Origin of the sequence: Phytohabitans flavus (assembly GCF_011764545.1) — a bacterium.
Taxonomy (GTDB): Bacteria; Actinomycetota; Actinomycetes; order Mycobacteriales; family Micromonosporaceae; genus Phytohabitans; species Phytohabitans flavus.
The window spans coordinates 8410062-8435766 of record NZ_AP022870.1; the positions used below are offsets into that span (position 1 = coordinate 8410062).

Annotated in this window: 21 protein-coding genes and 4 pseudogenes; 17 read left to right on the forward strand and 8 right to left on the reverse strand. The window is 70.5% G+C overall.

Annotated features, from left to right (window positions below; all coding sequences use genetic code 11):
* Positions 1-54: 54 nt before the first annotated feature.
* Entirely contained in the window at positions 55-1695 is a 1641-nt protein-coding gene (locus Pflav_RS37365; RefSeq protein ID WP_173041338.1) for a peptide ABC transporter substrate-binding protein, read from the reverse strand.
* Between the two features lie 51 nt (positions 1696-1746).
* Between Pflav_RS37365 and Pflav_RS37370 the strand changes: the two genes are divergently transcribed.
* A complete protein-coding gene (locus tag Pflav_RS37370) occupies positions 1747-2610 on the forward strand; it encodes a bifunctional methylenetetrahydrofolate dehydrogenase/methenyltetrahydrofolate cyclohydrolase (RefSeq protein WP_173041339.1) in 864 nt (287 codons plus the stop codon).
* A gap of 172 nt (positions 2611-2782) precedes the next feature.
* Positions 2783-3733, forward strand: a complete 951-nt coding sequence (mdh, locus tag Pflav_RS37375) for a malate dehydrogenase (RefSeq protein ID WP_173041340.1) — start codon at positions 2783-2785, stop codon at positions 3731-3733.
* Positions 3734-3803: 70 nt separating this feature from the next.
* Here the strand turns inward: mdh and Pflav_RS37380 are convergent, their stop codons facing one another.
* Positions 3804-4655: an MBL fold metallo-hydrolase gene (locus Pflav_RS37380; protein WP_173041341.1), complete on the reverse strand. Its 852-nt coding sequence runs from the start codon at positions 4653-4655 to the stop codon at positions 3804-3806.
* A 69-nt stretch (positions 4656-4724) separates the two neighbouring features.
* Here Pflav_RS37380 and Pflav_RS37385 point away from each other — a divergent pair, with 69 nt between their 5' ends.
* Positions 4725-5939 (forward strand): NADP-dependent isocitrate dehydrogenase, encoded by a 1215-nt coding sequence (locus tag Pflav_RS37385; RefSeq protein WP_173041342.1) that lies wholly within the window; start codon positions 4725-4727, stop codon positions 5937-5939.
* A 255-nt stretch (positions 5940-6194) separates the two neighbouring features.
* Here Pflav_RS37385 and Pflav_RS37390 read toward each other — a convergent pair whose 3' ends face one another.
* Positions 6195-7514 carry a glycoside hydrolase family 36 protein gene (locus Pflav_RS37390; RefSeq protein WP_197938836.1) on the reverse strand — a complete coding sequence of 440 codons (1320 nt, stop codon included), beginning with the start codon at positions 7512-7514 and terminating at the stop codon, positions 6195-6197.
* A gap of 102 nt (positions 7515-7616) precedes the next feature.
* On the opposite strand from Pflav_RS37390, the gene Pflav_RS37395 reads away from it, so the two are divergent.
* The 4 genes from Pflav_RS37395 to Pflav_RS37410 all read left to right on the forward strand — a co-directional run bounded on the left by Pflav_RS37395 (position 7617) and on the right by Pflav_RS37410 (position 11798).
* Positions 7617-8387, forward strand: coding sequence for a DeoR/GlpR family DNA-binding transcription regulator (locus Pflav_RS37395; protein WP_173041344.1), 771 nt, complete (start codon positions 7617-7619; stop codon positions 8385-8387).
* On the forward strand, positions 8384-9430 hold the full coding sequence (gene galT, locus Pflav_RS37400; protein WP_173041345.1) for a galactose-1-phosphate uridylyltransferase: 1047 nt from the start codon (positions 8384-8386) through the stop codon (positions 9428-9430). The genes Pflav_RS37395 and galT overlap by 4 nt, the downstream gene beginning before the upstream one ends.
* A gap of 227 nt (positions 9431-9657) precedes the next feature.
* Positions 9658-10488, forward strand: a complete 831-nt coding sequence (locus Pflav_RS37405; protein ID WP_173041346.1) for an alpha/beta fold hydrolase — start codon at positions 9658-9660, stop codon at positions 10486-10488.
* Positions 10489-10580: 92 nt separating this feature from the next.
* Positions 10581-11798, forward strand: a complete 1218-nt coding sequence (locus Pflav_RS37410) for a CysS/YqeB C-terminal domain-containing protein (RefSeq protein ID WP_173041347.1) — start codon at positions 10581-10583, stop codon at positions 11796-11798.
* Positions 11799-11958: 160 nt separating this feature from the next.
* On the opposite strand, the gene Pflav_RS37415 is transcribed toward Pflav_RS37410, so the two are convergent.
* From Pflav_RS37415 to Pflav_RS37425, 3 genes are all read right to left on the reverse strand, one after another.
* On the reverse strand, positions 11959-12912 hold the full coding sequence (locus Pflav_RS37415; RefSeq protein ID WP_173041348.1) for a redoxin domain-containing protein: 954 nt from the start codon (positions 12910-12912) through the stop codon (positions 11959-11961).
* 594 nt (positions 12913-13506) lie between these two features.
* The gene (locus Pflav_RS37420) at positions 13507-14133 is read right to left on the reverse strand and encodes a response regulator (protein WP_173041349.1); all 627 of its coding nucleotides are present in this window, start codon (positions 14131-14133) and stop codon (positions 13507-13509) included.
* The gene (locus Pflav_RS37425; protein ID WP_173041350.1) at positions 14126-15250 is read right to left on the reverse strand and encodes a GAF domain-containing sensor histidine kinase; all 1125 of its coding nucleotides are present in this window, start codon (positions 15248-15250) and stop codon (positions 14126-14128) included. The genes Pflav_RS37420 and Pflav_RS37425 overlap by 8 nt, the downstream gene beginning before the upstream one ends.
* 122 nt (positions 15251-15372) lie before the next feature.
* Here Pflav_RS37425 and Pflav_RS37430 point away from each other — a divergent pair, with 122 nt between their 5' ends.
* The 7 genes and pseudogenes from Pflav_RS37430 to Pflav_RS37455 all read left to right on the forward strand — a co-directional run bounded on the left by Pflav_RS37430 (position 15373) and on the right by Pflav_RS37455 (position 20296).
* Positions 15373-16065, forward strand: a complete 693-nt coding sequence (locus tag Pflav_RS37430) for an SDR family NAD(P)-dependent oxidoreductase (protein WP_173041351.1) — start codon at positions 15373-15375, stop codon at positions 16063-16065.
* A gap of 2 nt (positions 16066-16067) precedes the next feature.
* Positions 16068-16292: pseudogene (locus Pflav_RS47725) on the forward strand (S-adenosylmethionine:tRNA ribosyltransferase-isomerase); the annotation flags it as partial.
* Positions 16293-16327: 35 nt separating this feature from the next.
* Positions 16328-17083: an S-adenosylmethionine:tRNA ribosyltransferase-isomerase gene (locus Pflav_RS37435; protein ID WP_269474576.1), complete on the forward strand. Its 756-nt coding sequence runs from the start codon at positions 16328-16330 to the stop codon at positions 17081-17083.
* A 41-nt stretch (positions 17084-17124) separates the two neighbouring features.
* Complete coding sequence (locus Pflav_RS37440) at positions 17125-17844, forward strand: ABC transporter ATP-binding protein (protein WP_173041352.1); 720 nt, start codon at positions 17125-17127, stop codon at positions 17842-17844.
* Complete coding sequence (locus Pflav_RS37445) at positions 17841-18656, forward strand: ABC transporter permease (RefSeq protein ID WP_173041353.1); 816 nt, start codon at positions 17841-17843, stop codon at positions 18654-18656. The genes Pflav_RS37440 and Pflav_RS37445 overlap by 4 nt, the downstream gene beginning before the upstream one ends.
* Positions 18657-18714: 58 nt before the next feature.
* A complete protein-coding gene (locus Pflav_RS37450; RefSeq protein WP_173041354.1) occupies positions 18715-19323 on the forward strand; it encodes an RNA polymerase sigma factor in 609 nt (202 codons plus the stop codon).
* 1 nt (position 19324) lies between these two features.
* Positions 19325-20296 carry a CU044_5270 family protein gene (locus Pflav_RS37455; RefSeq protein ID WP_173041355.1) on the forward strand — a complete coding sequence of 324 codons (972 nt, stop codon included), beginning with the start codon at positions 19325-19327 and terminating at the stop codon, positions 20294-20296.
* Between the two features lie 313 nt (positions 20297-20609).
* On the opposite strand, the pseudogene cysC reads toward Pflav_RS37455, so the two are convergent.
* A pseudogene (gene cysC, locus Pflav_RS37460) lies at positions 20610-22138 on the reverse strand (adenylyl-sulfate kinase).
* 140 nt (positions 22139-22278) lie between these two features.
* Entirely contained in the window at positions 22279-22821 is a 543-nt protein-coding gene (locus tag Pflav_RS37465; protein ID WP_173041356.1) for a DM13 domain-containing protein, read from the reverse strand.
* 205 nt (positions 22822-23026) lie between these two features.
* Here Pflav_RS37465 and Pflav_RS37470 point away from each other — a divergent pair.
* From Pflav_RS37470 to Pflav_RS37480, 3 genes and pseudogenes are all read left to right on the forward strand, one after another.
* Positions 23027-23940: pseudogene (locus Pflav_RS37470) on the forward strand (ABC transporter ATP-binding protein).
* Positions 23933-24796 (forward strand): ABC transporter permease subunit, encoded by an 864-nt coding sequence (locus tag Pflav_RS37475; protein WP_173041357.1) that lies wholly within the window; start codon positions 23933-23935, stop codon positions 24794-24796. The pseudogene Pflav_RS37470 and the gene Pflav_RS37475 overlap by 8 nt, the downstream one beginning before the upstream one ends.
* Positions 24793-25703 (forward strand): annotated as a pseudogene (locus Pflav_RS37480) (ABC transporter ATP-binding protein). Before Pflav_RS37475 ends, Pflav_RS37480 begins: the two are co-directional and overlap by 4 nt.
* Positions 25704-25705: the final 2 nt, after the last annotated feature.

Sequence of the window (25705 nt, forward strand, 5' to 3'; positions counted from 1 at the left end):
CGACAAGGTCTGAGCTACCACGACGGGGCGTCGCGGTAGCTCAGATCTCCATCGTCAGGCGGCGGCGTTGACCGTTAGCTTCGTCAGGTCGACCCGGCTGTAGAGGTCCAGCTCGACGCCCTTGACGCGGGCCGAGAAGCCGAAGTTGTTCTGGCCGAAGCGGAGCGGAATCACCGGCATGTCCCGGGCCAGGATGTCCTCCGCCTCCTGGTACTTCTTGATCGTCTCGCCCTCGTTGGCCGCCTGCATCGCGTCGGTGATGAGGGTGTCGAAGCGGGCGTTGCGATATCCGGCGTAGTTCGACGAGCCGGCCGTGGAGTACAGCGGGGCGAGGTAGCTCTCCATCGACGGGTAGTCCATCGGCCATCCCATCCGGAACATGCCTACGGCCTTGCGCTGCTCCACCTTCGCGAGCACGTCGCCGAAGCGCGGCTCGGCCACCGCCGTGCACTGGACCCCGAGGTTGGCCCGAAGCTGCTCGCACGTCGCCTCGACCCAGGCCTTGTGGCCGCCGTCGTCGTTGAAGCTGATCTGAATCGAGCCCGGCCCTCCCGCCTCCGAGTAGAGGCGCTTGGCCTCGGCCGCGTTGAACTGGCAGGCGGCGCCGCAACTGTTTTCGCGGTAGCCGGTGACGACCGGCGCGACGAATGACCGCGCCGGCTTCTGCGCGCCGTGGAAAACCGATGCCGCTATCGCGTCCCGGTCGATCGCCATCGAAATCGCGCGCCGCACGCTGCCCTTGAAGAAATCCGGCATGAACGTCGGGAACGCGAGGAACTGGATCGTCGAGTCGGGGCTGCTGCCGGCCCGGCCGTCGAGATCCTTGGCCGCGTCGGCCACCCGTTCCGCCGGGATCGTACGGATCACGTCGAGGTCGCCGTCGCGCACGTCCTCGTACGCCTTCGCGAGGTTGTCGTAGATCCGGAATGCGGCACTGTCGACGCTGGGCTTGTCCCCCGGGTACGCGTCGAAGCGCTCGACCTCGATCGCGGTCTTGTCCCGCCAGCCGCCCTTGAGTTTGAACGGGCCCTGCCCCACGATCGCGTCCTCGAAGCCGTCGGCGAGCACGCCCGGCTCCTTCCACGCTGCGTTGGGGAGCGGGTAGAAGGCGGTGTCCCCGAGCATCGCCTTGAACTCGGTGAACGGCGTCGAGAGCGTGACCCGGAACGTGCGGTCGTCCACCTTCTTCAGGCCGGAAAGCGTCTTGGCCTTGGGCTCGGCGGTCGGTTGGGGGCCGGGACCGTCGGGGTCGGTGGGCTGGGTGTCCGCGTACCCGCCGATCTTGGCGAAGAAGTATCCGTTGCTCTGCTTGTTGGGCGCGTAGGCGCCGTAGTTCCACGCGTTGATGTAACTGTCGGCGGTCACCTTCTCGCCGTTGTGGAACGTGTAGCCGTCCTTGAGTGTCACGGTCCACACTCGGTGGTCGGTCGACTTGATCGACTCGGCGGCTTGCTCGCGCGGCCGGTGCTCACCGTCGTACTGGACCAAGGGGGCGAAGAGGGCGGAGAGCACCTGGGCGCCATCCGCGTCGTTCGTATTCGTCGGCAGCATGTGCCGGGGCTGGGCGATCTGCACGCTTACCGAGCGCGGGCCGGTGCCGCTCGCCGAGTCGCCGCCGAGTGGGTCGCACGCGGTCAAGGCCAGCGCACCGGCCACCGGTAGGACCGCACAGATGGCGATCGCGCGTACCTGCATGACGTCCCCTCACCACTTTCTCTTCGGGCTCCCTATGAGACCATTTGCGGCGTGACCGCGACACTCCTGGACGGTAAGGCAACCGCGTCCGCCATGAAGGACAACCTCCAGACGCGGGTAAAGGCTTTGGCCGAAAGGGGAATCGTTCCGGGACTTGGCACAGTCCTGGTGGGTGACGACCCTGGCTCACACGCGTATGTGCGGGGAAAGCACCGCGACAGCGCCGAGGTGGGCATCGCCTCGATCCAGCGCGAGCTGCCCGCCGACGCCACGCAGGAGCAGGTCGAGGCCGTCGTCACCGAGCTCAACGCCGACCCGGCCTGCCACGGCTACATCGTCCAGCTGCCGCTGCCGCCGCAGATCGACACCGAGCGGGTGCTGGAGCTGATCGACCCGGACAAGGACGCCGACGGGCTGCACCCGATCAACCTGGGGCGGCTTGTGCTCGGCTACGACGCACCGCTGCCGTGTACGCCGCGCGGGATCGTCGAGCTCCTCCGGCGGTATGGCGTGGAGCTGCGCGGTGCGGAGGTGACCGTGGTCGGCCGCGGTACCACGGTGGGGCGCCCGCTCGGGCTGCTGCTCACCCGCCGCAGTGAGAATGCGACCGTGACCCTCTGTCACACCGGCACCCGCGACCTGGCCGCGCACACCCGCTCCGCCGACATCGTGATCGCCGCCGCCGGCGTGCCGGGGCTGATCACGAAGGACATGGTGCGCCCCGGCGCGGTCGTGGTCGACGTGGGCATCACCAGGGTCGTCGGCGAGGACGGCAAGGGCGTCTACACCGGCGACGTAGCGCCCGAGGTAGCCGAGGTGGCTGGCGCCCTGGCCCCGATGCCCGGCGGCATCGGCCCAATGACCAGGGCCATGCTCCTAACCAACGTGGTCGAGCGCGCCGAGCGCCTCCTGTAGTTGATCAGGGACTTCGCGGGCGTGTCGGACGGCGCGTCGCCCCATCAACTCCCTGATCAACGGCGAAGGACCGTGTGGACCGGCACAGCCGCCCCGGTCAACGGAAACAGCAGTTAGCACGGCTGATACGGTCCGGAAAAGAATGCCGTTCGTATCAAGGAGTGAGACGACCATGGGCAAGAAGGTCACCGTCGTCGGCGCCGGCTTCTACGGCTCCACGACGGCACAGCGGCTGGCCGAGTACGACATCTTCGACACGGTCGTGCTCACCGACATCGTGGAGGGCAAGCCCGAGGGTCTCGCGCTCGACATGAGCCAGTCCCGGGCGATCGAGGGCTTCGAGACCAAGGTGGTCGGGCAGACGACCGGTCCGAACGGCGAGGGTTACGAGGCGATCGAGGGCTCGGACGTCGTCGTCATCACTGCCGGCCTGCCCCGCAAGCCCGGCATGAGCCGGATGGACCTGCTCGGCGTCAACGCCAAGATCGTGCGTCAGGTCGCCGAAAACGTCGCGAAGTACGCGCCAAACGCCGTCGTCATCGTCGTATCCAACCCGCTCGACGAGATGACCGCGCTCGCCCAGCTCGCCACCGGCTTCCCCAAGAACCGGGTGCTGGGCCAGGCCGGCATGCTCGACACCGCCCGCTTCACCCACTTCGTCGCCGAGACGCTGGCCGTACCGGTCGCCTCGGTGAAGACGCTGACGCTCGGCTCGCACGGCGACACGATGGTGCCGGTGCCGTCGAAGTGCACGGTCAACGGCAAGCCGCTCGCCGAGCTGCTGCCCGCCGACAAGATCGAGGAGCTTGTCGTCCGTACTCGCAACGGCGGCGCTGAGGTCGTGGCGCTGCTGAAGACCGGTTCGGCGTACTACGCGCCGTCTGCGGCCGCCGCCCGCATGGCCCGCGCCGTGGCTGAGGACTCCGGCGCCGTGCTGCCCGTCTGTGCCTGGGTCGACGGCGAGTACGGCATCTCCGGTGTTTACCTCGGTGTCGAGGCTTCGATCGGTGCGAACGGCGTCAACCAGGTGGTCGAGACCGAGCTCACCGAGTCGGAGCTGGCCGGCCTGACGGCGGCCGCCGAGGCGGTCCGCGCCAAGCAGGCGGACGTAGCGGCTCTCTAGCAACGACCGAAATGACCGGCCGCCCGGCTTCCATGAGAAGCTGGGCGGCCGTTCGCATGTCCGGTGTCCCTTACGCCGGTAAGAACGGCTCGCTCAGGTGTGGTGTGGCGAGAGTGATGCCCGCTTTCAACAGCTTCGTCCGGGAGTTCCGCGCCGCCTCGGGGTCCATCTCATGCGCGTATGCCGTGTCGGGGGCCACGAGCTGGACCACGTGCACCAAAAGATCGCCCGTGATCAGGAGCTGCCGCTCGCCGTACCCGATGAGCACTGATTGGTGTCCCGGCGTATGGCCGGGCGTCGCGATCGCGGTGACCCCGGCGGCGATCGGGACGTCGCCCTCGACGAGCCGCAACTGGCCGGCGTCCGTGAGCGGGCCCAGCAGGCGGCGCCTGATCTCCGGCCGGTCGAACGCCTCCGCGTCGGCCCGCTGGAGCAGATAGGTCGCGTTCGGAAAGTACGGCGTGCCGACCAATGAACCTTTTTCAACCTCGCCTCGCCCTCCGTGGGTTGGGGTGCCGGCTCCGCGCGGTTCAGGTTGAAAAAAGTTCACAGCCCAGCCGATATGGTCGGTGTGGAGGTGGGTGAGCACGACGGTGTCCACGTCGGCGGGGTCGATGCCGGCGGCGGCCAGCTCCTCCGGGAGGCGGCCGGGCACCGGCGCCCAGCTCGCGGCAAGCGAGTCCGCTGGCCCGATGCCGGCGTCGACAAGGGTCACGTGGTCGCCGTGGCGGACCGCGAAGCATCGGAAGCGCAGCAGCCACTGGCCGTCCGGCGTCACCGCGCCCGGGTCGCGCGCGTCGGCCTGTGCCCACAGCTCGGCGCTGACCTGCGGAAACGCCTCACCGCGCGGCTGGAAGAAGGTGCCTTCGCCGTCGTGCAGAGCGACGACCGTCGCTCCGCCGAGGGTCCGGGTGAGTGGCATGCAGGGCAGTCTAGGCCGTGCAGTACGCTCGTACTGCTTAATAACTGCCCGGAGAGGAGCGCCGGCTCGATGGCGAAGATCAAAGTAGAGAACCCCGTTGTCGAGCTCGACGGCGACGAGATGACCCGGATCATCTGGAAGCAGATTCGGGAGCAGCTGATCCTGCCCTACCTCGATGTCGAGCTCGAGTACTACGACCTCTCGATCCAGTACCGCGACGAGACCGACGACCAGGTCACCATCGACGCGGCCAACGCCATCAAGCGCCACGGCGCAGGCGTCAAGTGCGCCACCATCACGCCGGACGAGGCGCGGGTGGCGGAGTTCGGCCTCAAGAAGATGTGGCGCTCGCCCAACGGCACGATCCGTAACATCCTCGGCGGCGTCGTCTTCCGTGAGCCGATCATCATGGCCAACGTGCCGCGGCTCGTGCCCGGCTGGACCAAGCCGATCGTCATCGGCCGTCACGCCCACGGCGACCAGTACAAGGCCACTGACTTCGTGGTGCCCGGCCCGGGCACGGTGACCATCGCCTACACGCCTGACGACGGCGGCGAGCCGATGGAGTTCGAGGTGGCGAAGTTCCCTGGCGGCGGCATCGCCATGGGCATGTACAACTTCGACGACTCGATCCGCGACTTCGCGCGCGCCTCGTTCCGGTACGGCCTGGACCGCGGCTTCCCGGTCTACCTGTCCACCAAGAACACGATCCTGAAGGCGTACGACGGTCGCTTCAAGGACCTGTTCGCCGAGGTGTTCGAGGCGGAGTTCAAGGACAGGTTCGTGGCGGCCGGCATCACGTACGAGCACCGCCTGATCGACGACATGGTCGCGGCCGCGCTGAAGTGGGAGGGCGGCTTCGTGTGGGCCGCCAAGAACTACGACGGCGACGTGCAGTCCGACACGGTGGCGCAGGGCTTCGGCTCGCTGGGCCTGATGACCTCGGTGCTCATGACGCCTGACGGCCGTACCGTCGAGGCCGAGGCGGCGCACGGCACGGTCACCCGGCACTACCGGCAGTGGCAGAAGGGCGAGAAGACCTCGACCAACCCGATCGCGTCGATCTTCGCCTGGACCCGCGGCCTGGCCCACCGGGGCAAGCTGGACGGCACGCCGGCGGTCACCGAGTTTGCCGACAAGCTCGAGCAGGTCTGCGTCGATACGGTCGAGGGCGGCCAGATGACCAAGGACCTGGCCCTCCTGATCTCGCGCGACGCCCCGTGGCTCACCACGGACGAGTTCATGAACGCGCTGGACCAGAACCTGTCCAAGAAGCTCGCCTGAGTTTTTCGGCCTGCCCCTCTTCGGCTGTTTGAAACGGCCGGGGAGGGGCATCGCGCCCGGAGCGAGATGTGGGGCGCGGGGGCCCGGGACAGGGCCCCCGCTGGGAAGGGACGGCAGGCTATTCGCCATAGCCGTAAGACCGACGGCCGGCACGGTGGGCGGCCATGACCGGCGATCTCACTGGACGTGACTGGCACCACGTCCACTCGTACTAACGAGCCCGTCGATCCCTGGTGACGGCACAGCCCGTTTCCGCTATGCGAACGGGGTCGGCGGTGGCGTATTCGCCAGGAGGCGGCGTGTGGTCTCCACTCCCCAGTCGTCGAGGTCCGCTATCCGGTCGGAGCTGACCCGCAGGCCGCCGAACCGCTCGACCACCCTCGCCCAGTCCGCTCGGCGCTCCACTTCCGGCCGCGCGATCAGGCAGTCGGGGTCGTTGACCCAGAAGCGGCCGTGTTGCCAGGCCCGCGCTTGCGTGGAAAGGGCGGCGCCGCGCTGGGATGGCTGGGAGAGGTCGCCGTCCACCGGCTCGTACGCGGGGCTGATGTCGGCCGACACGCGCATCGCGTCGTAGAGGCCCACGCTGGGCAGGATCGGGGCGCCGCAGCCGAGCAGGTAGGCGTCCGGTCCGATGACCTCACGGACCAGGGTCACCGCCCGCCGGTACGCGGCCAGCGGCTCGACGCCTGTGTGGCGTGAGCCGGCGAGCGCGGCGGCGTACGCGAAGTCGATTTTGAAGTAGTCGAAGCCGAGGCCGGCGAGCCAGGCGAAGACCTCGCAGACGTAGTCGGCGGCAGCCGGGTTGGTGGTGTCCAGGCCGTAGGACGGGGCGCCCCAGTGCCGGCCGGCCGAGACCGGAAGGCCGTCCGGCCCGGCGATCAGCCACTCCTGGTGCTCGCGGGCGAGCCAGCTGCCCTCCTGGACCCAGAACGGCGCCACCCAGATGCCGGCGCGCAGCCCCGCGTCCCGGATCCGCGCGGCCACGCCGTCCAGCGAGGTGAACCGGTCGGACAGGTGCAGCCAGTCGCCCACCGCCGCCTGCCAGCCGCCGTCCACCTGGACCACTTCGACCGGCAGCTCGCGGTCCCGGATGGCGGCGACGTTTTCGTCGATGTCCGTTTCCGTGACCCGCTCGAAGTAGTGGTACCACGAGCACCAGGCGGTCGGCGCCGCGCGCGGTAGGGGTCCGCCGGCGGTACGGGCGAAGCCGGATGCCCAGTCGCCGAGCGGTACGCCGGTGTGCGCGGTGACCGGCCCGTCCGCCGCGACCACGAGCCGGTCGCCGGTGAGCGTGGCGCGGATCGAGGGGACGGTCAGCGGGTCTGGCGCGGCGTACAGGCGCAGCGGCCCACCGTCACCCGGATCGATGGCCAGCAGCCCTTCGCCCTGGAAGCCGTCTGCCGGTGCGGCGCTCTCCGGGCGGTAGTTGCCGCGCCGCCGCCAGTCGGCCGCCGGGCGGGGAGGCGGAGCGTCGACGGGATACCACGAAGTGGGCGACGCGGACTGCCATCCCTCCTCGTAGACCCGGGCCGTCCCCGGGTCGACCCGGACCTCGTCGAGGGTCTCGAAGAGCACTGGCACAGGATGTCACAACGGCTGCCTGCGTGCGGTAGTGTTCAAATCTGTTCACTTGCGTTCTGTTCACTCGGTCAGGGATGTCGAGGAGGGTTGGGGCCGATGCTCGCACCGCAGCGCCAGGCCGCGATCCTGGACCGGGTCAGGGCCGCCGGCGGGGTTCGGGTCAGCGACCTGGCCGCCGAGTTCGGCGTGTCCGACATGACGATCCGCCGCGATCTGGAGGCACTCGCCGACCGGGGCCTGCTCGCCAAGGTGCACGGCGGCGCGACGTCGGTGCAGCCCGGCTCGACCGACGAGCCGGGCTTCGCGGCCAAGTCCATCCGGCAGCGGTCCGAGAAGGCCGCCATCGCGGTCCGGGCCGCGCAGCTCGTCACCCCCGGGACGGCGGTCGCGCTTTCCGCGGGTACCACCACCGCCGAGCTCGCCCAGCGCCTGGTCGACGTGCCCGAGCTGACCGTGGTGACCAACTCGATCCCGGTCGCCGACGTCTTCTACCGCGCCGGTCGCCCGGACCAGACGGTGGTGCTGACCGGCGGTGTGCGTACCCCGTCCGACGCGCTCGTCGGCCCGGTCGCGGTCGCCGCGATCCGTTCGCTTCACCTGGACGTGCTCTTTTTGGGGGTACATGGGATGAGCGAGCGGGCCGGTTTCACCACGCCCAATCTGATGGAGGCGGACACCAACCGGGCGCTCATCGCCGCCGCCGAGCGCCTCGTGGTGCTGGCCGACCACACCAAGTGGGGCACGGTCGGCATCTCCTCCATCGCCGAGCTGTCCGAGGCCCACGTCGTGGTGAGCGACGCCGCCCTGCCCCCGCCCGCCCGGGCAACCCTTACCGAGCATGTCGAGGAGTTGGTGATCGTCCCGTGAGGAAGGTGCCGACCACGCTGGCCGACGGCCGCGAGCTGATCTACTTCGAGGAGCGCGACGACACCTTCCGCGACTCCGTCGACAAGCGTGACCTGCCACCCCCGCCGCCCGCGTCCCAGTTGCGGTATGACGCGCTGGTCGACGAGTGGGTGGCGATCGCCGCCCATCGGCAGAGCCGTACCTTCCTGCCGCCGGCGGACGAGTGCCCGCTGTGCCCGTCGCGGGACGGGCGGCAGAGCGAGATCCCCGCCTCCGACTACGACGTGGTCGTCTTCGAAAACAGGTTCCCCTCCTTCAGCGACCGCCCGGTGGCGCTGCCGGAGGACATCGTGGCGAGGCCGGCGCAGGGCCGGTGCGAGGTGGTGTGCTTCACATCGGACCACAACGCGTCGTTCGCCACGCTGCCGCCGTCCCGCGTGCGCACCGTGCTGGAGGCACAGATCGACCGCACGCTGGCACTGTCCACGCTGGACGGTGTGGAGCAGGTGTTCTGCTTCGAAAACCGGGGCGTCGAGATCGGTGTGACGCTCCACCACCCGCACGGCCAGATCTACGCGTACCCCTTCGTCACCCCACGCACCCGCGCGATGCTCACCGCCGCCCGCGGCCGCCCGGTGTACTCGGAGCTGCTGGCCAGCGAGCGCGCCGCCGGCGTACGCGTGGTGGCGGCCAACGAGCACTGGACCGCCTTCGTGCCGGTGGCCGCGCGGTGGCCGTTCGAGGTGCACATCGCCCCACACCGCCGGGTGCCCGACCTGCCCGCGCTCGACGACGCGGAACGCGCGGCGTTCGGCCCGCTCTACCTGGACGTGCTCGGGCGCTTCGACGGCCTCTTCGACATGCCGATGCCGTACATCTCCGCGTGGCACCAGGCACCCGTACGCAGCGGCCGCGAGGAGAGCCACCTGCACCTACAGATCTTCAGCATCCGCCGCGCGGCGACCAAGCTGAAGTACCTGGCCGGCTCCGAGTCCGCCATGGGCGTCTTCATCAACGACATCGTCCCCGAGGACGCCGCCCAACTCCTCCGCGCCGCCACCTGACCTCTCTGAAGGAGGAGCAATGAGCGCAAACTGGCGGGACGTCAAGGCCAAGGCGCGGGCGCACGACCCGGAGTGGGACAGCGCCGAGCGCGCCGGCCGGCGCGCTCAGATGCGCCAGGAAATGCTTGCCTCGCTGAGCGGGGCTCAGCTTGCCATTCATGGGCGTGATGGCGACGTAGGCGGGCGACTGCTGGAATCTTGTCGTACCCGGGGCCTAGATTCAGAGCGTGGACCTGCGCGTAGCGGTTGGTGAAGGCGTTCATTTGCGGGTGCGCCGGCGCGATGGGGCGCGTGAGCCGTCCTTCCTGCTCGTGCACGGCCTCGCGTCCAATGCGCTCCTCTGGGACGAGATGGCCGCCGAGCTGGCCCGGGCCGGCCACGGGTCGTTCGCGGTAGACCTGCGTGGCCACGGCGAGTCGGACCTGCCCGACAGCGGCTTTGACGCGGGCACCGCGGCTGCCGATCTCGCGGCCGTCGCGACCGCGCTTGAGCTCCAGGACCTGGTGGTGGCCGGGCAGTCGTGGGGTGGCAATGTCGCGGTCCGGCTGGCCGCCGAGCACCCCGCGCTGGTCAAGGCCCTCGCGCTGGTCGATGGCGGGTGGATCGACCTGTCTACGCAGTTCGGCAGTTGGGAGGAGTGCGCCACCGCGCTGCGCCCGCCCGACCTCGACGGGCTGCGCGTCGACCAGATGCGGGGCTTCCTGCGGCGCACGCACCCCGACTGGTCCGATGTCGCGATCGAGGCGACCGTGGCCAACCTGCGGGTCGGCCCTGAAGGTTTGCTGGCCCGGCGGCTGCCGATCCCGCGCCACATGGAGATCGTCCGCGACATGTGGGAGGACCCGCCGCAGCGGTTCTACCCGGCGCTCGTGATGCCGGTGTTGTTGGTGCCGGCCGTGCCCACCGACCTGGAGCGGGCGGCGCGCGGTCGGGCGCGGGTCGAGGCCGCGGCGCAGGCGCTGGCCGACGCCACCATCCGGGAGTACCCGGGCGGCGACCACGACCTGCACGCGCAGCATCCGCGTGAGCTGGCCGCCGACCTACTGAGGTTGGTATGAGCGGGAGTCGTGAGGCTACGGGCCTTCACCACGACGGCGGACGAGCGCCGAGCGACGGAGCGTGGAAGGCACAGGGCGGGCTCCTGGTCATCATGGGGTCGGGGGAGACCGCGCCCACGATGGTCAAGCCGCACCGGGCGATCCTGGAGCGGGTCGGCACGCGGCGGGCCGTGCTGCTCGACACGCCGTATGGGTTTCAGTCCAACGCCGAGGACATCTCGTCACGCGCGGTGGGCTACTTCGCGGCCAGTGTGGGGCGCGAGATCGAGGTGCTCTCCTGGCGCCGTCCGCCCACCGACACGCTGGAGCGGGAGCGGGCGCTGACCACGCTCCGCGAGGCCGGGTGGGTGTTCGCCGGTCCCGGCAGCCCGACGTATGCGCTGCGCCAGTGGCGGGACACCGCCGTGCCTGACCTGATCGCGGGCAAGCTGCGCGACGGCGGCGTGGTCTGCTTCGCCAGCGCAGCGGCGTTGACGCTGGGCAGCCACGCCATCCCGGTGTACGAGATCTACAAGGCCGGCATCGAGCCGCACTGGGTGCCCGGGCTGGACGTGGTCTCGTCGCTGTTCGGCGTTCCGGTCGTGATCATCCCGCATTACGACAACGCCGAGGGCGGCCACCACGACACCCGCTTCTGCTATCTCGGTGAGGGGCGGCTGACCGCGATGGAGGCCGAGCTTTCCGACGAGACGCTGATCCTCGGCGTCGACGAGCACACGGCGGTGGTCTTCGACCTCGCCGCGGGTACGGCGTCGGTGCTTGGCAATGGGCACTTCACGATCCGCCGGCGCGGCGAGAGCACCGTGCACCGGAGCGGGTCGGTGGTCGGCATCGCGACGCTGGCGTCGGGCGGCTCGGCGGCGGTCCCCAGCGCGGTCGCACCGGCGGATGAGGTGCTGCCGGACGACCCGGTGCCCGAGTCGTCGCTCAAGGCGGCCGCCGACGCGCTGGAGCTCCGCTTCGCCGCGGCGCTCGCCCGGCGCGACGTGGACGGCTGCGTGGCCACGATCCTCGACCTGGAGCAAATCATGGTCGACTGGGCGGCCGACACAAACATCTCCGACGAGGGCGAGCAGGCGCGCGGGGTGCTCCGCTCGATGGTCGTGCGGCTCGGCGAGCTTGCCGCGGCCGGCGCCCGCGACCCGCGCGACGTGCTGGAGCCGTATGTGTCGCTGCTGCTCGACCTGCGCGCCAAGGCCCGCACCGACCGCGACTTCGCCACCTCCGACAAGATCCGCGACAGCTTGTCCGCCGCGGGGATCGAGGTCCGCGACACCCCGACCGGCCCGGACTGGTCGCTCCAGCCCTAGGGCCTGTTTCAAAATCCTTGCCGGGCTGCGCCGGGCCCAGACGACGACCGGCGGCGCCGGGCGTAAGGCCACATACAACACCGGTATACGACCTTGCGCCCGACTTGCCGGATCGCCGCCTGGATCCCGGCTCGCCTCGACAATCCCTTTGAAACAGGCCCTAACCGAAGGTGAAGGCGTAGGCCTCGGCGCCGGGCTCCCGGAAGGTGATCTCCAGGGTCCGCTCGCGGACCGCGCCGGATTGGCGCACGAGTTGGTACAGGCGACCCTCGCGGAGCAGGCCGCTGCCGCCTTCGTCGACGTCCACGCCGTGCGCCGGCCCCGGCGGCTCGCCGTCGAGGAGCAGGCGGAAGGGAATCGGTCCGCGTGCCCCCGCCGACAGCACGAGATGCACGTCGCGCGCGTGAAACCTGATGGCGATGCGCCCGCCACCATCGCCGAGCGCGACCCTCTCCGCCCCCATCGTCCACTCGCCGGCCAAGGCCCAGCTGTTCACCGGCAGGGGTTCGGGGATCTCATAGGCGCGGCGCTCGTCGAACGGGCCGCCGTCCGGCGACGCGAGGCGCTCGCCACGCCCATAGCCGAGGTACGTCTCGGGGGTACGCAGGTTGGCCCAGTCGGCCTCCGCCTCCACGCCGACCCCTTCGACGGGTACGAGCGAGCGCTCGACGCCGAGCAGCCGCTGGATGACGCGCTCCGACTGCTCGTAGTGCCCTTCGCCGAAGTGGTCACCGCGGACGACGCCGCTGGTGTCAACGAAGTAGAGCGCCGGCCAGTAGTGGTTGTCGAAGGCGTTCCAGACCTCGTAGTCGTTGTCGACCGCGACGGGGTAGTCGATCCCGCGCTCCTTGGCCGCCTGCCGCACGCCGCCGACGTCGTGCTCGAACGAAAACTCCGGTGTGTGCACCCCGACCACGACGAGGCCGTCGTCCTTGTAGGCGCGGGACCACGCCCGGACGTATGCCTCCTGGCGTAGCCAGTTGATGCAGGTCAGCGTCCAGAAGTTCACGAGGACGGCGTGACCGCCCAGCTCGGCGGGGCCCAGTGGCCCTGAGTTGAGCCACTCGGTCGCGCCGCCGAGTGACGGCAGGTGCGGACGCCCGTACGTGATCATGTGGGAGGCCGCCGGAAGTGCATGGAATTATGGTAATTCGTCCGCTAGGAGAGCGTGGCAGTGTTGCTAGAGAGCTTGGTGTTGGGGGGCCTCGGTGTGTTGTCGCGGATAGAGATCCAAAATCAAGGACGTTGGGCTACCGCGATGTCCGTTGTGGTCCAGACCGTCGCTCCCGCGGCCTCACCCTCCGCAGTTGGGCAAGCTCACCCCCAGGTCGTGGTCGGCCGACCACGACCTCTCGCGTACACCAACCCGACCGCGCCGATCAAGGAGGCGGGTCTGCGCGGTCGCCGCGGGACCAGCACCATCCAGGACCAGAGGTGCCGCCTGGCGGCAAGGTCGCCGCTGATCGCCAGCGCGGCCACTGTAGGAGAGCAGAGCAAATGCGCCCCCGCACCCACGATGGCGATCGGGTCGGGGTTGGGGGTTGGGCTTGGGCCGCGGACCTGGCAGCGCAGGTCGGGGATCTCGGCGAGCGCTAGCGAGCCGCCGACCTGCGCGGTGCCCGCGGGAGCATACGGTCCGCAAGTGACGCGGACCGGGGCAAATACCTTGTCTCAAGAAATCGAATTTGACCCCGACCCTGAAAGATCTCTAGACCAGGCCGGTGCGGACGGCGTACAGCGCGGCTTGGGTACGGTCCTGCACGTCCAGCTTGCCGAGGATCGCGCTCACGTGGGTCTTCACGGTCTTCTCCGACACCGAAAGGGCCTTGGCGATCTCGCGGTTGGACCGGCCGCGCGCCACCTCGATGAGCACCTCGCGCTCGCGGGCGGTCAGCGTCGGGGCGGCCGAGGGCGCGTCGCCGGCTGCGAGCAGCCGGGCCACGTCCGGGTGGAGCAGTACGTGGCCGGCGTGCACGGCGCGGATCGCGGCGGCCAGCGCGGGTGGGTCGACATCCTTGTACACGTAGCCGGAGGCGCCAGCGCGGACGGCCGGGAGGACCGCCGTCGGCTCGGTGAAGCTGGTGACCACCAGGACCCGAGGCGGCTTGTCCAGGTCACGCAGTCCTTGCAGCGCGGCGACGCCGTCGGTCCCGGGCATCCGCAGGTCGAGCAGGATCACGTCGGGGCGGAGCCGCTCGGCCTCGGTCACGCAGCCGGCGCCGTCCTCGGCCTCGCCCACCACGCTGATGCCCTCCTGCACGTCCAGGAACGTGCGCAGCCCTTGCCGGACGACCGGGTGGTCGTCGACGACAAGCACGCGAATCGGCTCAGCCACCGGTGGGCACCTCCAGCCGTACGCTCGTGCCGGCGCCCGGCGCCGACGTGATCTTGAGGGCGCCACCCACCGCCGCGGCCCGCTCGCGCATCGACGCGAGGCCGAGCCGCCGAGCCGCCTGGGCAGGTGCCTGATCGAAGCCGCGGCCGTCGTCATCCACCCGCAGTACCACCTTGCCCGCCTCGGCCCGCAGCTCCACGGTCACCGCCGACGGGTCGCCGTGCCGCAGCGCGTTGTGCAGCGCCTCCTGGGCGGTGCGGTAGACCGCCTCTTCCCGCGCGGCGGTGAGCCGGGGTACCGGACAGCCGGTGAACCGCACCGAGGCCGCGTGCACCCGGTCGAGCAGCTCCGCCTGCTTGCGCAGCGCCACGTCGAGCCCGTCACCGGACAGGTCCACCGGGCGCAGGCCGTCCACAATGGAACGCAGCTCACCGGCGGCGTCGGCGGCCAGGCGGCGTACCGTCTCCAGCTGCGCGGCGGCCGCAGCCGGATCGCGGTCGACGATCGTCGCGGCGGCATCGGCGGTCAGCCGCAGGCTGAAGAGCTTCTGGGTGACCGCATCGTGCAGCTCGCGGGCGATCCGGTTGCGTTCCTCCACGATGGACAGCTCCCGGCTGCGCTCGTACAGCCTGGCGTTGACCAGCGCTATCGCGGCGTGCGCGGCGAGCAGCCGGAGCAGTTCCTCGTCGTCTGCGGTGAAGCCGCCGGGTTCGATCTTGTTGGCCAGGAAGAGTTCACCGAGGATCTCGTCGCCGTCGACGATCGGCATGCCGATGAAGTCGGTGAGCACCGGGTGCGCCCGCGGCCACCAGCCGAAGTGGGGATGCTGCTGGATGTCGGCCATCCGCACCGCGTGCGGGGAGCGGAGCATCTCGCCGAGTACCCCGTGCTGGCGCGGCAGCGGCCCGATCGCCCGCCACTGCTCGTCGCTGACCCCGTCGGCGAGAAACTCGGCGAAGCCGCCGTCGCTGTCCGGCACGCCGAGTGCGGCGTACCGGGCGCCGAGCAGGCGGCGGGCCGAGGTGAGGATCGTCTGCAACACCTCGCGCACGGACAGGTGCGCGGTGACGGCCAGCACGGCCGCGCTCACCTCGCGCAGCTCACCGCGATCGCACACACCCTCAGGCTACCCACGGTGACGCCGATCCGGATCGGGCCGCAGACCTAGGTCCAAAGGCCTAGGCCCGGACCGGCCACGGCCCGATGGCAGGCGGTGCGCCGCTACCTAGCGTCAGTGGCATGCCTGTCGCAATCATCACCGGCGCCTCCCGAGGGCTCGGGCTGGCGCTCGCAACCGGACTCGCCGAGGCCGGCTGGGACCTCGTAATCGACGGCCGCGACGCGGCCACGCTGGCCCAAGCTGCTGCCGGAGTACCGCGGGACGTGACCGCGCTGCCCGGCGACGTCACCGACCCGGCGCACCGGATGGCCTTGGTCGCCGCCGCGGACCGGCTCGGCGGTGCCGACCTGCTCGTCAACAACGCGGGCATCCTCGGCCCCAGCCCGCAGCCACGGCTGGCCGACTACCCGCTGGAGGTGCTCCGCGACGTGTACGAGGTGAACGTCGTCGCCCCGCTCGCGCTGGCGCAGCTCGCCCTGCCGGGACTGCGCACCCGTGGTGGGGCGATCGTCAACGTGACCTCGGACGCGGCGGTGGAGGCGTACGAGGGCTGGGGCGGCTACGGCTCGGCCAAGGCCGCGGTCGAGCAGGCCAGCCGCATCCTCGCCGCGGAGGAGCCGGCGGTACGCGTGTGGTGGGTGGACCCGGGCGACCTGCGTACCCGGATGCACCAGGAGGCATTCCCGGGTGAGGACATCAGCGACCGCCCGGAACCGGTGACGGTGGTGCCAGCGTTCCGGCGGCTTGTCGAGAGGCGGCCACCGTCTGGGCGGATCCGCCTCGCCGACCTGATGGCGGGGGTGCCGGCGTGAGCGTGTCGACGTTCACGTTGCCCGCCGAGCTGGAGGCGCACGAGCCGCCGGAGGCGCGCGGCCTGGCCCGGGACGGTGTACGGCTGCTCGTCGGTGAGGTGTCCACCGGCGCGACGGCCCATCGCCGCTTCACGGACCTGCCGCGCCTGCTCCGGGCCGGGGACGTGCTCGTGGTGAACACATCGGGCACGCTCCCCGCGGCGGTCCCGGTCGTGGGCGCCTCGCTCACTGTCCACTTCAGTACCGAGCTCGCCCGCGGGAAGTGGCTCGTCGAGCTGCGCCAGGCGGCGGGCAAGGCGACCCGGCCGTACGACGGGGCGTCGCCGGGCAGCGGTATCCGTTGCCCGGCGGCGGGTCGGTGCGCCTGCGCGAGGAGTACTCGCGGGGTCGACTGTGGACAGCCACTGTGGACATCGGCGGGTCGGTGGTGGGATACCTGCGGGCGTACGGGCAGCCGATCCGGTACGGGTACGTGCCCCGGCCGTGGCCGCTGTCCCACTACCAGACCGTGTTCGCCACCGAGCCGGGCAGTGCGGAGATGCCGAGCGCGGCCCGCCCGTTCAGCGATCGGGTGGTGACCCGGCTCGTCGCCGCTGGCGTGCAGTTCGCACCCGTACTCCTGCACACCGGTGTGGCATCGCCGGAAGCGCACGAACGCCCGTACCCGGAGCGGTTTGTCGTGCCGGAGACCACCGCGCGGCTCGTCACCCAGGCCAGGTCCGGCGGTGGTCGGGTGATCGCGGTCGGCACGACCGCGGTGCGCGCCTTGGAGACCGCGGCGACCGCGGCGGGTGTGGTGACCGCGACCAGCGGCTGGACCGAGCTTGTGGTGACGCCGGACCGCGGCGTGCGCGCGGTGGATGGCCTGCTCACCGGCTTTCACGAGCCGCGCGCGTCGCACCTCGATCTACTGGAGACGGTCGCCGGACGCCCGCTGCTGGACCGGATGTACACCGAGGCGCTTGAGTCGCGCTACCTGTGGCACGAGTTCGGCGACGTCAATCTCATCCTCCCGTAAATGCGTTGCCCGGCCATGCGGTTACGGCGAGCATCGATGTCATGACCGTGCTTGAGGCTGTTTCGCTGACGAAGCGGTTCGGTCCCGTCACGGCCGTCGACGGGGTGAGCTTCAGCGTTGGCGAGGGCGAGATCGTCGGCCTGCTGGGGCCAAACGGCGCCGGCAAGACCACCACACTGCACATGATCCTCGGCCTGACTACGCCGGACAGCGGCACCATCCGGATGTTCGGGCGGGACCTGGCCGCCCACCGCACCTGGGCGCTGTCCCGGGTCAACTTCGCGGCCAGCTACGCGAGCCTGCCGTGGGTGCTGCGCGTCGACGAGCTGCTCGACGTCTTCGCCCACATGTACGGGCTGCGTAACCCGCGCCGGCAGGTGACACAGCTGATGGAATTGCTTGATCTCGGCGAGCTGCGCGACCGGCGCTACGGGCAACTGTCGTCGGGGCAGCAGACCCGGGTGCAGCTGGCCAAGTCGCTGCTCAACGAGCCGGGCCTGCTGGTGCTCGACGAGCCGACGGCCAACCTCGACCCGGATGTGGGCGACCGGATGCGCGAGCTGCTGCTCCGCGAGGCCCACCGCACCGGGCGGGCGATGCTGATCACGTCGCACAACATGCCCGAGGTCGAGCGGATGTGCAGCCGCATCCACTTCGTCTCCGGTGGCCGGATCGTGGCGACCGGCAGCGCGGCGGAGCTGGCCGGGGCCTACGGGGTCGACGACTTGGAAGCTGTCTTCCTGAGGGTGGCACGGGGATGAGTGACATAGTCCTGGACGGGTGGCCGGCGCGGCGCCGGCGGATCGCGAGCGTTATCCGCCGCGACTTCTTCGCGCTGCGCCGCGACCCGCCGCGCATGGTGGACATGGCCTTTTGGCCCACGGCCGAGCTTGTGCTGTGGGGCCTCGTCTCGATGTACATGCAGCAGAATCAGGTGCACATCGCGGTGGCGATGCTGCTCGGGGCGGTGCTGCTGTGGCAGGTGATGCACCGCTCCCAGGGTGAGGTCGCCTTCGGCTTCCTCTTCGACGTGTGGAGCCGCAACCTGCTCAACGTCTTCGTCTCGCCCCTGTCCACTATGGAGTACGTGGGTGGTCTGGTGCTCGCCAGCGTGGTCAAGGTGACGGCGACGATCGGTGTGATGGCGGCACTCGCGTTCACCTTCTACGGCTTCGGCGTGTTCACGATCGGCCCGGGACTCGTGCCGTTCATGGCGGTGCTCATGGTCATGGGCTGGGCGCTCGGCGTCGTGGCGATCGCCTGCGTGATCCGCTTTGGACAGAGCGCGCAGATTGTCGCGTTCATCATGGTGTTCGTGTTCCAGCCGTTCGCGGCGGTCTTCTACCCGCTGTCGGTGCTGCCTCCCGCGGCACAGGCGGTCGCCGCGCTGGTGCCGGCGAGCCATGTGTTCGAGGGGATGCGCGGGGTGCTGGCCGGCGGTGGCGTGGCGTGGGACAGGCTGGCGGTGGCCGCGCTGCTTGACCTCGTGTACATCGCGGGCGCGCTCGGCTTGCTGCTCTACTCGCTCCGCTACGCACGACTGAAGGGCAAGCTGTCGAGGTTCGGTTCGTAGACCTGCCGAGCTCTGCGCATTTTTCGAACGCTTGGCGGCCGTCCGGGCAATATCGGGTATGAGCGACGCGACGGCGGAGGTGGCGGCCGACCCGGTGGCGGTGCCGGCTCCGGGCGACGGTGAGCTGATCGAGCGGTCGCTCGCCGCCGGTGAAAGCTTCGCCGCCATCTTCGACCGGCATGGGCTCGCGGTGCACCGCTACCTGGCCCGGCGGGTGGGTCACTCGCTGGCGGACGACCTGACCAGCGAGACGTTCCTGCTCGCCTTCCGGCTCCGCGCGCGGTACGACCCGAGCCAGCCGGACGCGCGGCCGTGGCTTTTCGGCATCGCCACAAACCTGCTGCACCGGCACCGGCGGACGGAGGTGCGCCAGTACCAGGCGTTCGCGCGTACCGGCGTCGATCCGGTCGCTGAACCGCACGCGGAGCTGGTGGACCGGGTGGCGGCCACCGCGGCCAGCCGCCGGCTGGCCGCGGTGCTGGCGAAGCTGCCCGCCACGGAACGGGACGTCCTGCTGCTCGTCGCGCGTGAAGAGCTCAGCCTCGTCGAGGTCGCCCGCGCTCTGGACATTCCCGCCGGCACGGTGCGGTCCCGCCTGCACAGCGCGCGCCAGCGCCTGCGCCGCGCGCTCGCCGACCTCGACCCGAGCACCCCTGAGGAGCATTGACGTGAACGACCTCGACTACGTGCGCGACCTGCGCGGCGACCTCCCACCTGCGGACGACGCCACCCTCGACCGGATCCGGACGGCGCTGGTCCGCGAGGCCCACCAGCCGGCCGTGCGGCCTCGCCGGGTGTGGCGGTTCGCGGCAGTACCGGGCCTGGCCGCCGCCGTCGCAGGCGTGCTGCTGGCCGCCGGCCCGTGGACCGGGACCGGCGATGAGCCGCCGATGGCACGGGAGCTTTCCGCCTCCGAGGTGCTGGCCAGCGCCGCGCTCGCCGCCCAGCAGGCCCCGGTGGTCCGGCCCGACCAGTTCGTGTTCATCGAGTCGATCCAGACGGATGCGTCAGAGTCGTTCCCGTGCGACGGCGCGAACGATGGCTGGCGCTGCGAGCCCGAACGCGGCGAGCCGGTCGCCATCACCAGGCGGATCTGGCTCTCCGCCGACGGCCAGCAGACCGGAAGGTTGCATGTACAGCCGCGCGGCTCGCGGAGCGGGTGGTGGGAGACGAGGCTCGAAGCCTGCCCGCGCGGCGTGTGGCTGGTCACCCGGCCTGGCACGCCGATCGCCTGCGAGCGGACGCCGGACTCCGGCGCGGACCGTTCCGGCGCGCCGGCGGACGCCGCGGGGATGGAGCAGTACCTGCGCGAGCGCGCCGCAAAGGCCAACGGCGGCGACGTCTTCGCGGCCGCCAGCGACCTGCTCCGCGACAGCTACCTGCGTCCCGAATCGCAGGTCGCGCTCTACCAGGTCGTGGGCCGGCAGGCAGGCGTTACCGCGCAGGACGGCGTGGTGGACGCCGCCGGGCGGCGCGGCGTGTCAGTCGGCGTATCGCGCAACGGCGTCCGGATGGAGCTCGTCTTCGACGGCACCACGTACAAGTACCTCGGCGAGCGCGTGGTCCGCGGCAAGACGGTGGTTCGAGAGTCCGCACAGCTCCGGGTAGCGATCGTCGACCGCCCGGGTCAGCTCCCATAGGGTGCTGCGCTCAAACGCCGCGGCCTCGGACGCCGTACGTTAGGTAGCCCGCCCGGCCGAGGCAGGTGTCGCGCGACATTCTTTGACTGTCCTAATCAGACACTCAATTCACCTTGAACCACCTATTGTGACTCAGCTCCACAACGCGGCGAATGCTTGTGGATCATTTACCAGGCGGAAGTGATCGACAGGCCCAGCCGGCGGCGCATTCGCCACCAACAGGCGCCGTAGCCGGCGAAGGAAAGGGCCGCCGCGGTGTGCCCGACCGCGGCGCCGGTCTCGGCCGTCGCGGCGAATACCTTCCAGGTACGGGTCAGGCCGGCTGGAGGCGCGGCTCGACCCACCCCGTCTCCATGAGGTGCTGGAGGACCCCCTGCACCGCCTCCTCGATCGACATTTCGCTGGTGTCGAGGACCAGGTCGGCGTCGGTGGGCACCTCGTACGGGTCGTCGATCCCGGTCATCCCGGTGATCTGGCCGGCGCGGGCCTTCGCGTACAGGCCCTTGCGGTCGCGCTGCTCACAGACCTCGAGCGGGGTCGACACGTACACGAGGATGAAGCCGGCGCCCGCCTCCAGCGCCATCGCGCGCGCGGTGGCCCTGGCCTTCGCGTACGGCGCGATCGGGCAGCACAGCGCCATCCCGCGGTGGCGGGCAACCTCGGCGGCGACCCAGCCGATGCGGCGCACGTTGATGTCGCGGTCTTCCTTGCTGAAGCCGAGGCCCTTCGTCAGCTCGCGCCGCACCACATCGCCGTCGAGGAGGGTGATGGTACGGTCGCCGCTCTCCCTCAGCGCGTCGGCGACGCCGCGGGCGACGGTCGACTTGCCCGAGCCGGAGAGGCCGGTGAAGAGGACGACCACACCGCGGTGGCGGCGCGGCGGACGGGCCCGGGACAGCTCCTTGGCGACCGCCGGCGGGGTGTGCCACTCGGGCAGCGGGAAGCCGCGGTCGAGCAGATCCTCGATCTCGTCCGGGCGCAGCGCCAGCCGGCGGTTGCGCGGGGGGATGTCGTCGCGCCAGCGCCACTGGCCGTCGCGGTTGTCGTAGGCCAGCTCGCGCGGCACCAGCACGCGCGGGCCGCCGCCGGAGAGCATGTCGCCGGTGGAGAGCAGGTGGGTCACCCCATACGCCGCGGCGACCCGGGCGCGCAGCAGCGCGTCGCGGATCTCGTCGCCGCGCCGGGCCAGCGGCACCGCGACGAGCGTGGCCGGGGCATCCGGTCACGGGCGGCGAACACGGCCCGGACCAGCACCTCGGGCGGCATGCCGTCAGGGCCCTGCTCGGCGACCGGGATGAGGATCAGCAGGTGGGACGCGAGGGTACGGGCGGCGTGCGCGATCTGTGCCAACTGTGGACGGTGCAGCGGCCGGTCGGCGATCACGCCGAGCACGCGGCCCGGCGGGAGCAGCGACTTGACCTCCTCGGGCGTGCGCCGCAGCCGCTGGAACGGGCCATGCCCGCCGTCGCCCAGCCGCCGGACGGCGCCACCCACGCCGTATCGCCCGTCCCGTGTGGGCCACGCGTCGGTCACGTCGACCGCGGCCGCCGGAGCGCCCTCGAAGTCGGTCAGCACGAGCGCCCGTTGGAGAGGGTTTTCAAGGTCCAAGTCGGAGATCAGATCGCCGGGGACCTCCAGCGTCACCGGCACCGGCCAAGGGGTGCCGTCGGCCAAGCGCCCGCGCCGGGCCAGGCCCGCCAGATCCGCCCGGCTGAGGAAGCCGGATAGTGGCGTGTACGCCCCGGAGAGAAGCAGCTCGAGGTCTGCCAGCTCAAAGGAGCGCGGCGTATACGCCGGCGCGTCGCGCAGCACCTCGTCGGGCATCACCCACCCGTTGCTCATCGCACCCCCAACGGCGAACCGGCACACAGTTTCTCAGCCGTCCGCTCATCGGTCGAGAGTGCCACGGCTCTCCGGTGTCTGCTACCGGACGCAGAGAAGATACCGGTAAGGGGGTATGCCCCGCGCCTGCGCCCGCCATTTCAGACCCGGACGAGGGTTGAGGCGCCGAACGAGACGGCGAAACGCTTGCACCAGATGGAGACGCTGCCGAGCCTGTCGAGATCGGTGCCGGCGGGGATCGCGTACGCCTGGTCGCCCTTGTTGCCCTTGAGCCGTCCGAGCTCCACCCACTGCCCGTCGTCGAAGACCCGCCAGCCCGCCGTGCCCTCCTTGACCGGCTGGTCGCTGAGCCATACCCGCAGGTCGGGACCGTTTGAGGTGTCGAGGGCGACGAGTTCGAGGCGGTGCGAGCCGTCCGCGTTCCGGATGATCCGGGCCGTGCCAGTGGTTTGGTGCTCGTGGGTGATGAACGTGCCCTGCCGCACCACCGTCGGACCGTCCGGCGCGGCACTTTGGGATCCCGTGCTTTGGGATTCCGTCGGCGCTACCGCCGGCACGCTCGAAAGTGCCTCGTCCACCTCCTGGTCGGTGACGAGCTTCCACGGCTGGAACCAATACAGGCCGAATACCGCGCCCACCGCGAGGACGGCCACGACAACCCAGATCACCGGTTTGCGAAACACCCCATCAGTACACAGCCGAACCCGGCCGGCCGACCCTTATGAAACTGTTACCGCTCGGTCGGTGGCCTGGCGCGACGAGCCGGGGGTACGACTTGAGACTCGGACGCTACAACCGGGGACATAATCCCGTCGGGTGAGACCCTGAGGGTAGGTCCAGGGTTCCGCCTGATACCTCCGGACACGCTCCGTTACCTACGCTGAGCGCGTGACTCTCATAGCGACCGAATCGCTCACCAAGACCTACGGGGTCGGGTGACGGCGCTGTCTGACCTGACGGTCAGCGTCGAACCCGGCATCGTCGGGCTGGTCGGAGCCAACGGCGCGGGCAAGTCCACGTTGATCAAGATCCTCTTGGGCTTGCTCGCCCCCACCAGTGGTCGGGTGCGTGTGCTCGACCTCGATCCCACCGTCGACGCGGCCGCGGTGCGGGCCCGGGTCGGCTACATGCCGGAGCACGAGTCGCTCTCGCCGGACTTGTCCGCCGCCGAGTTCGTCACCCATCTCGGGCGGATCAGCGGACTGCCGCGCACGGCGGCCCGCGAGCGCGCCTCCGAGGCGCTCCGCCACGTCGGCCTGTACGAGGAGCGCTACCGGCAGATCGGTGGCTACTCGACGGGCATGAAGCAGCGCGTCAAGCTCGCCCAGGCGCTCGTCCACGACCCCGACCTGCTGCTGCTCGACGAGCCGACCAACGGCCTCGACCCGGCCGGCCGCGACGCCATGCTCGCGCTGATCCACCGGATCGGCACCGAGTTCGGCATCTCGGTGGTGGTCTGCTCGCACCTGCTCGGTGAGGTCGAGCGGATCTGCGACTCGCTGATCGCGATCGACGGCGGGCGGCTGCTGCGCTCGGACAACATCTCCGCGATGACGACCGTCACCGACGTGCTGGCGGTCGAGGTGAGCGAGGGCATCGACCAGCTCGCCGCCCGGCTCGACCTGCTCGGGCTCAACGTCCGGCGGGACGGCCGGCTGCTGCTCGTACCCCTGGAAGACGACGCCACGTACGACCGCATCCTGACCGCGGTGGCCGAGCTCGACCTGCCGCTGCACCGTCTCGACCAGCGGCGCCACCGCGTCGCCGAGCTCTTCGCCGCCCGGGAGGTGACCCATGTCTGAGGCCGCGGGTGTCATCCACGACATCGGATACCAGCGCTACACCGGGCCGCGCTTCGGCCGGGCGTACGTGTTCACGTCGATGTACGTGCACGGGCTGCGCACCGCCTTCGGGCTGGGCCGCAGCGCGAAGGCCAAGATCTTCCCCTGGTTCGTGCTGGGCGTGGTCTTCCTGACCGGCACGGTCCTCGCGGCGGTCCGCGCGCAGGTGCCGGATGCCGGGGTCACGTACACAGCGTTCGTCGACATGATGGCGTGGTTGGTGGTCTTCTTCGTGGCCGTCGTCGCGCCCGAGCTTGTCTCGCGGGACCTACGGTCGGGCGTGCTGCCGCTCTACTTCTCGCGGCCGTTGCGCCGTGCCGACTACGCGTACGCGAAGCTGGCCGCCCTCGCCACGGCGGTGTTTCTGCTGCTCGGCGCGCCGCAGGTGCTGATGTTCCTGGTCGCCGCGTTCTCCGCGGACAACATGAGCCAGTTCTGGACCGAGGTCGGCGACGTCGGACCTGGGCTGTTCTACGCGCTGCTGTGGGCGGCCGTCTTCGCCGGGATCGGCCTGCTGGTCGCGTCGATGACCGGCAAGCGGGCGTTCGCGGCCGGCGGGATCGTCGCGGTGTTCCTGATGACCACGCCGATCGTCGGGGTGCTGTCGGTCCTGCCGTCCCAGACCATGAACGACCTGGCGTTGCTCTTCAGCCCGTCCAGCCTCGTCTTCGGGGTCGGCGTGTGGCTCTTCGACACCGGAAACGAGGCCGAGGTCATCGGCCCGTACGGCCCGCTCTACCTCGCGGTGACGCTCGGCGTCGTGGCCGGCTGCGTCGCACTCCTGCAGGCTCGCTACCGGAAGGTCGCTTCGTCATGAGCGATGTCACGCTTGAGGGCGTCTCCCGCTGGTACGGCAATGTGGTGGCCGTCAACGACGTCACCATGACGCTCGGCCCGGGGTGACCGGCCTGCTCGGGCCCAACGGCGCCGGCAAGACCACCGTGCTGCACATGATGGCCGGCTTCCTCGCCCCCTCGCGCGGCACGGTCACCATCGACGGCGCACCGACCTGGCGCAACCCGGCCGTCTACAAGCAACTCGGCCTGGTCAGCGAGCGCGAGGCGGCGCACGACTTCCTGACCGCCCGCGAGTTCCTGACCGTCAGTGCCCGCCTGCACCGGCTGCCCGACGCGGAGGCGGCCGCCCAGCGGGCCCTGGAGCTTGTCGAGATGACCCCGGCGCAGGACCGGCGCATCGGCACGTACTCCAAGGGCATGCGCCAGCGCACGCGGGTCGCCGCCGCCCTTGTGCACGACCCGCAGGTGCTGCTGCTGGACGAGCCGTTCAACGGCATGGACCCGCGCCAGCGGCTGCACATGATGGAGCTCCTGCACCGGCTCGGTGAGGCCGGCCGCACGATCCTCTTCAGCTCGCACATCCTGGAAGAGGTCGAGCAGGTCTCCGGCACCGTGCAGGTGATCGTCTCCGGCCGGCTCGCCGCCTCCGGCGACTACCGCGCGATCCGCCGCCTCATGTCCAACCGTCCACACGTCTTCGCCGTCCACTCGACCGATGACCGCCGGCTGGCGGTCGCCCTGATGGGCCAGGCGTCGGTGACCGGCGTGGAGATCGACCGCACGGGCCTGACCATACGCGCCGGCGACTACGGCAGCTTCACCCGCGCGCTACCCAAGATCGCACTCGCCGAGGGCATCCGCGTTCGCCGGCTGCATCCCTCGGACGAGTCCCTGGAGAGCGTCTTCTCCTACCTGGTGGAGGCATAGCA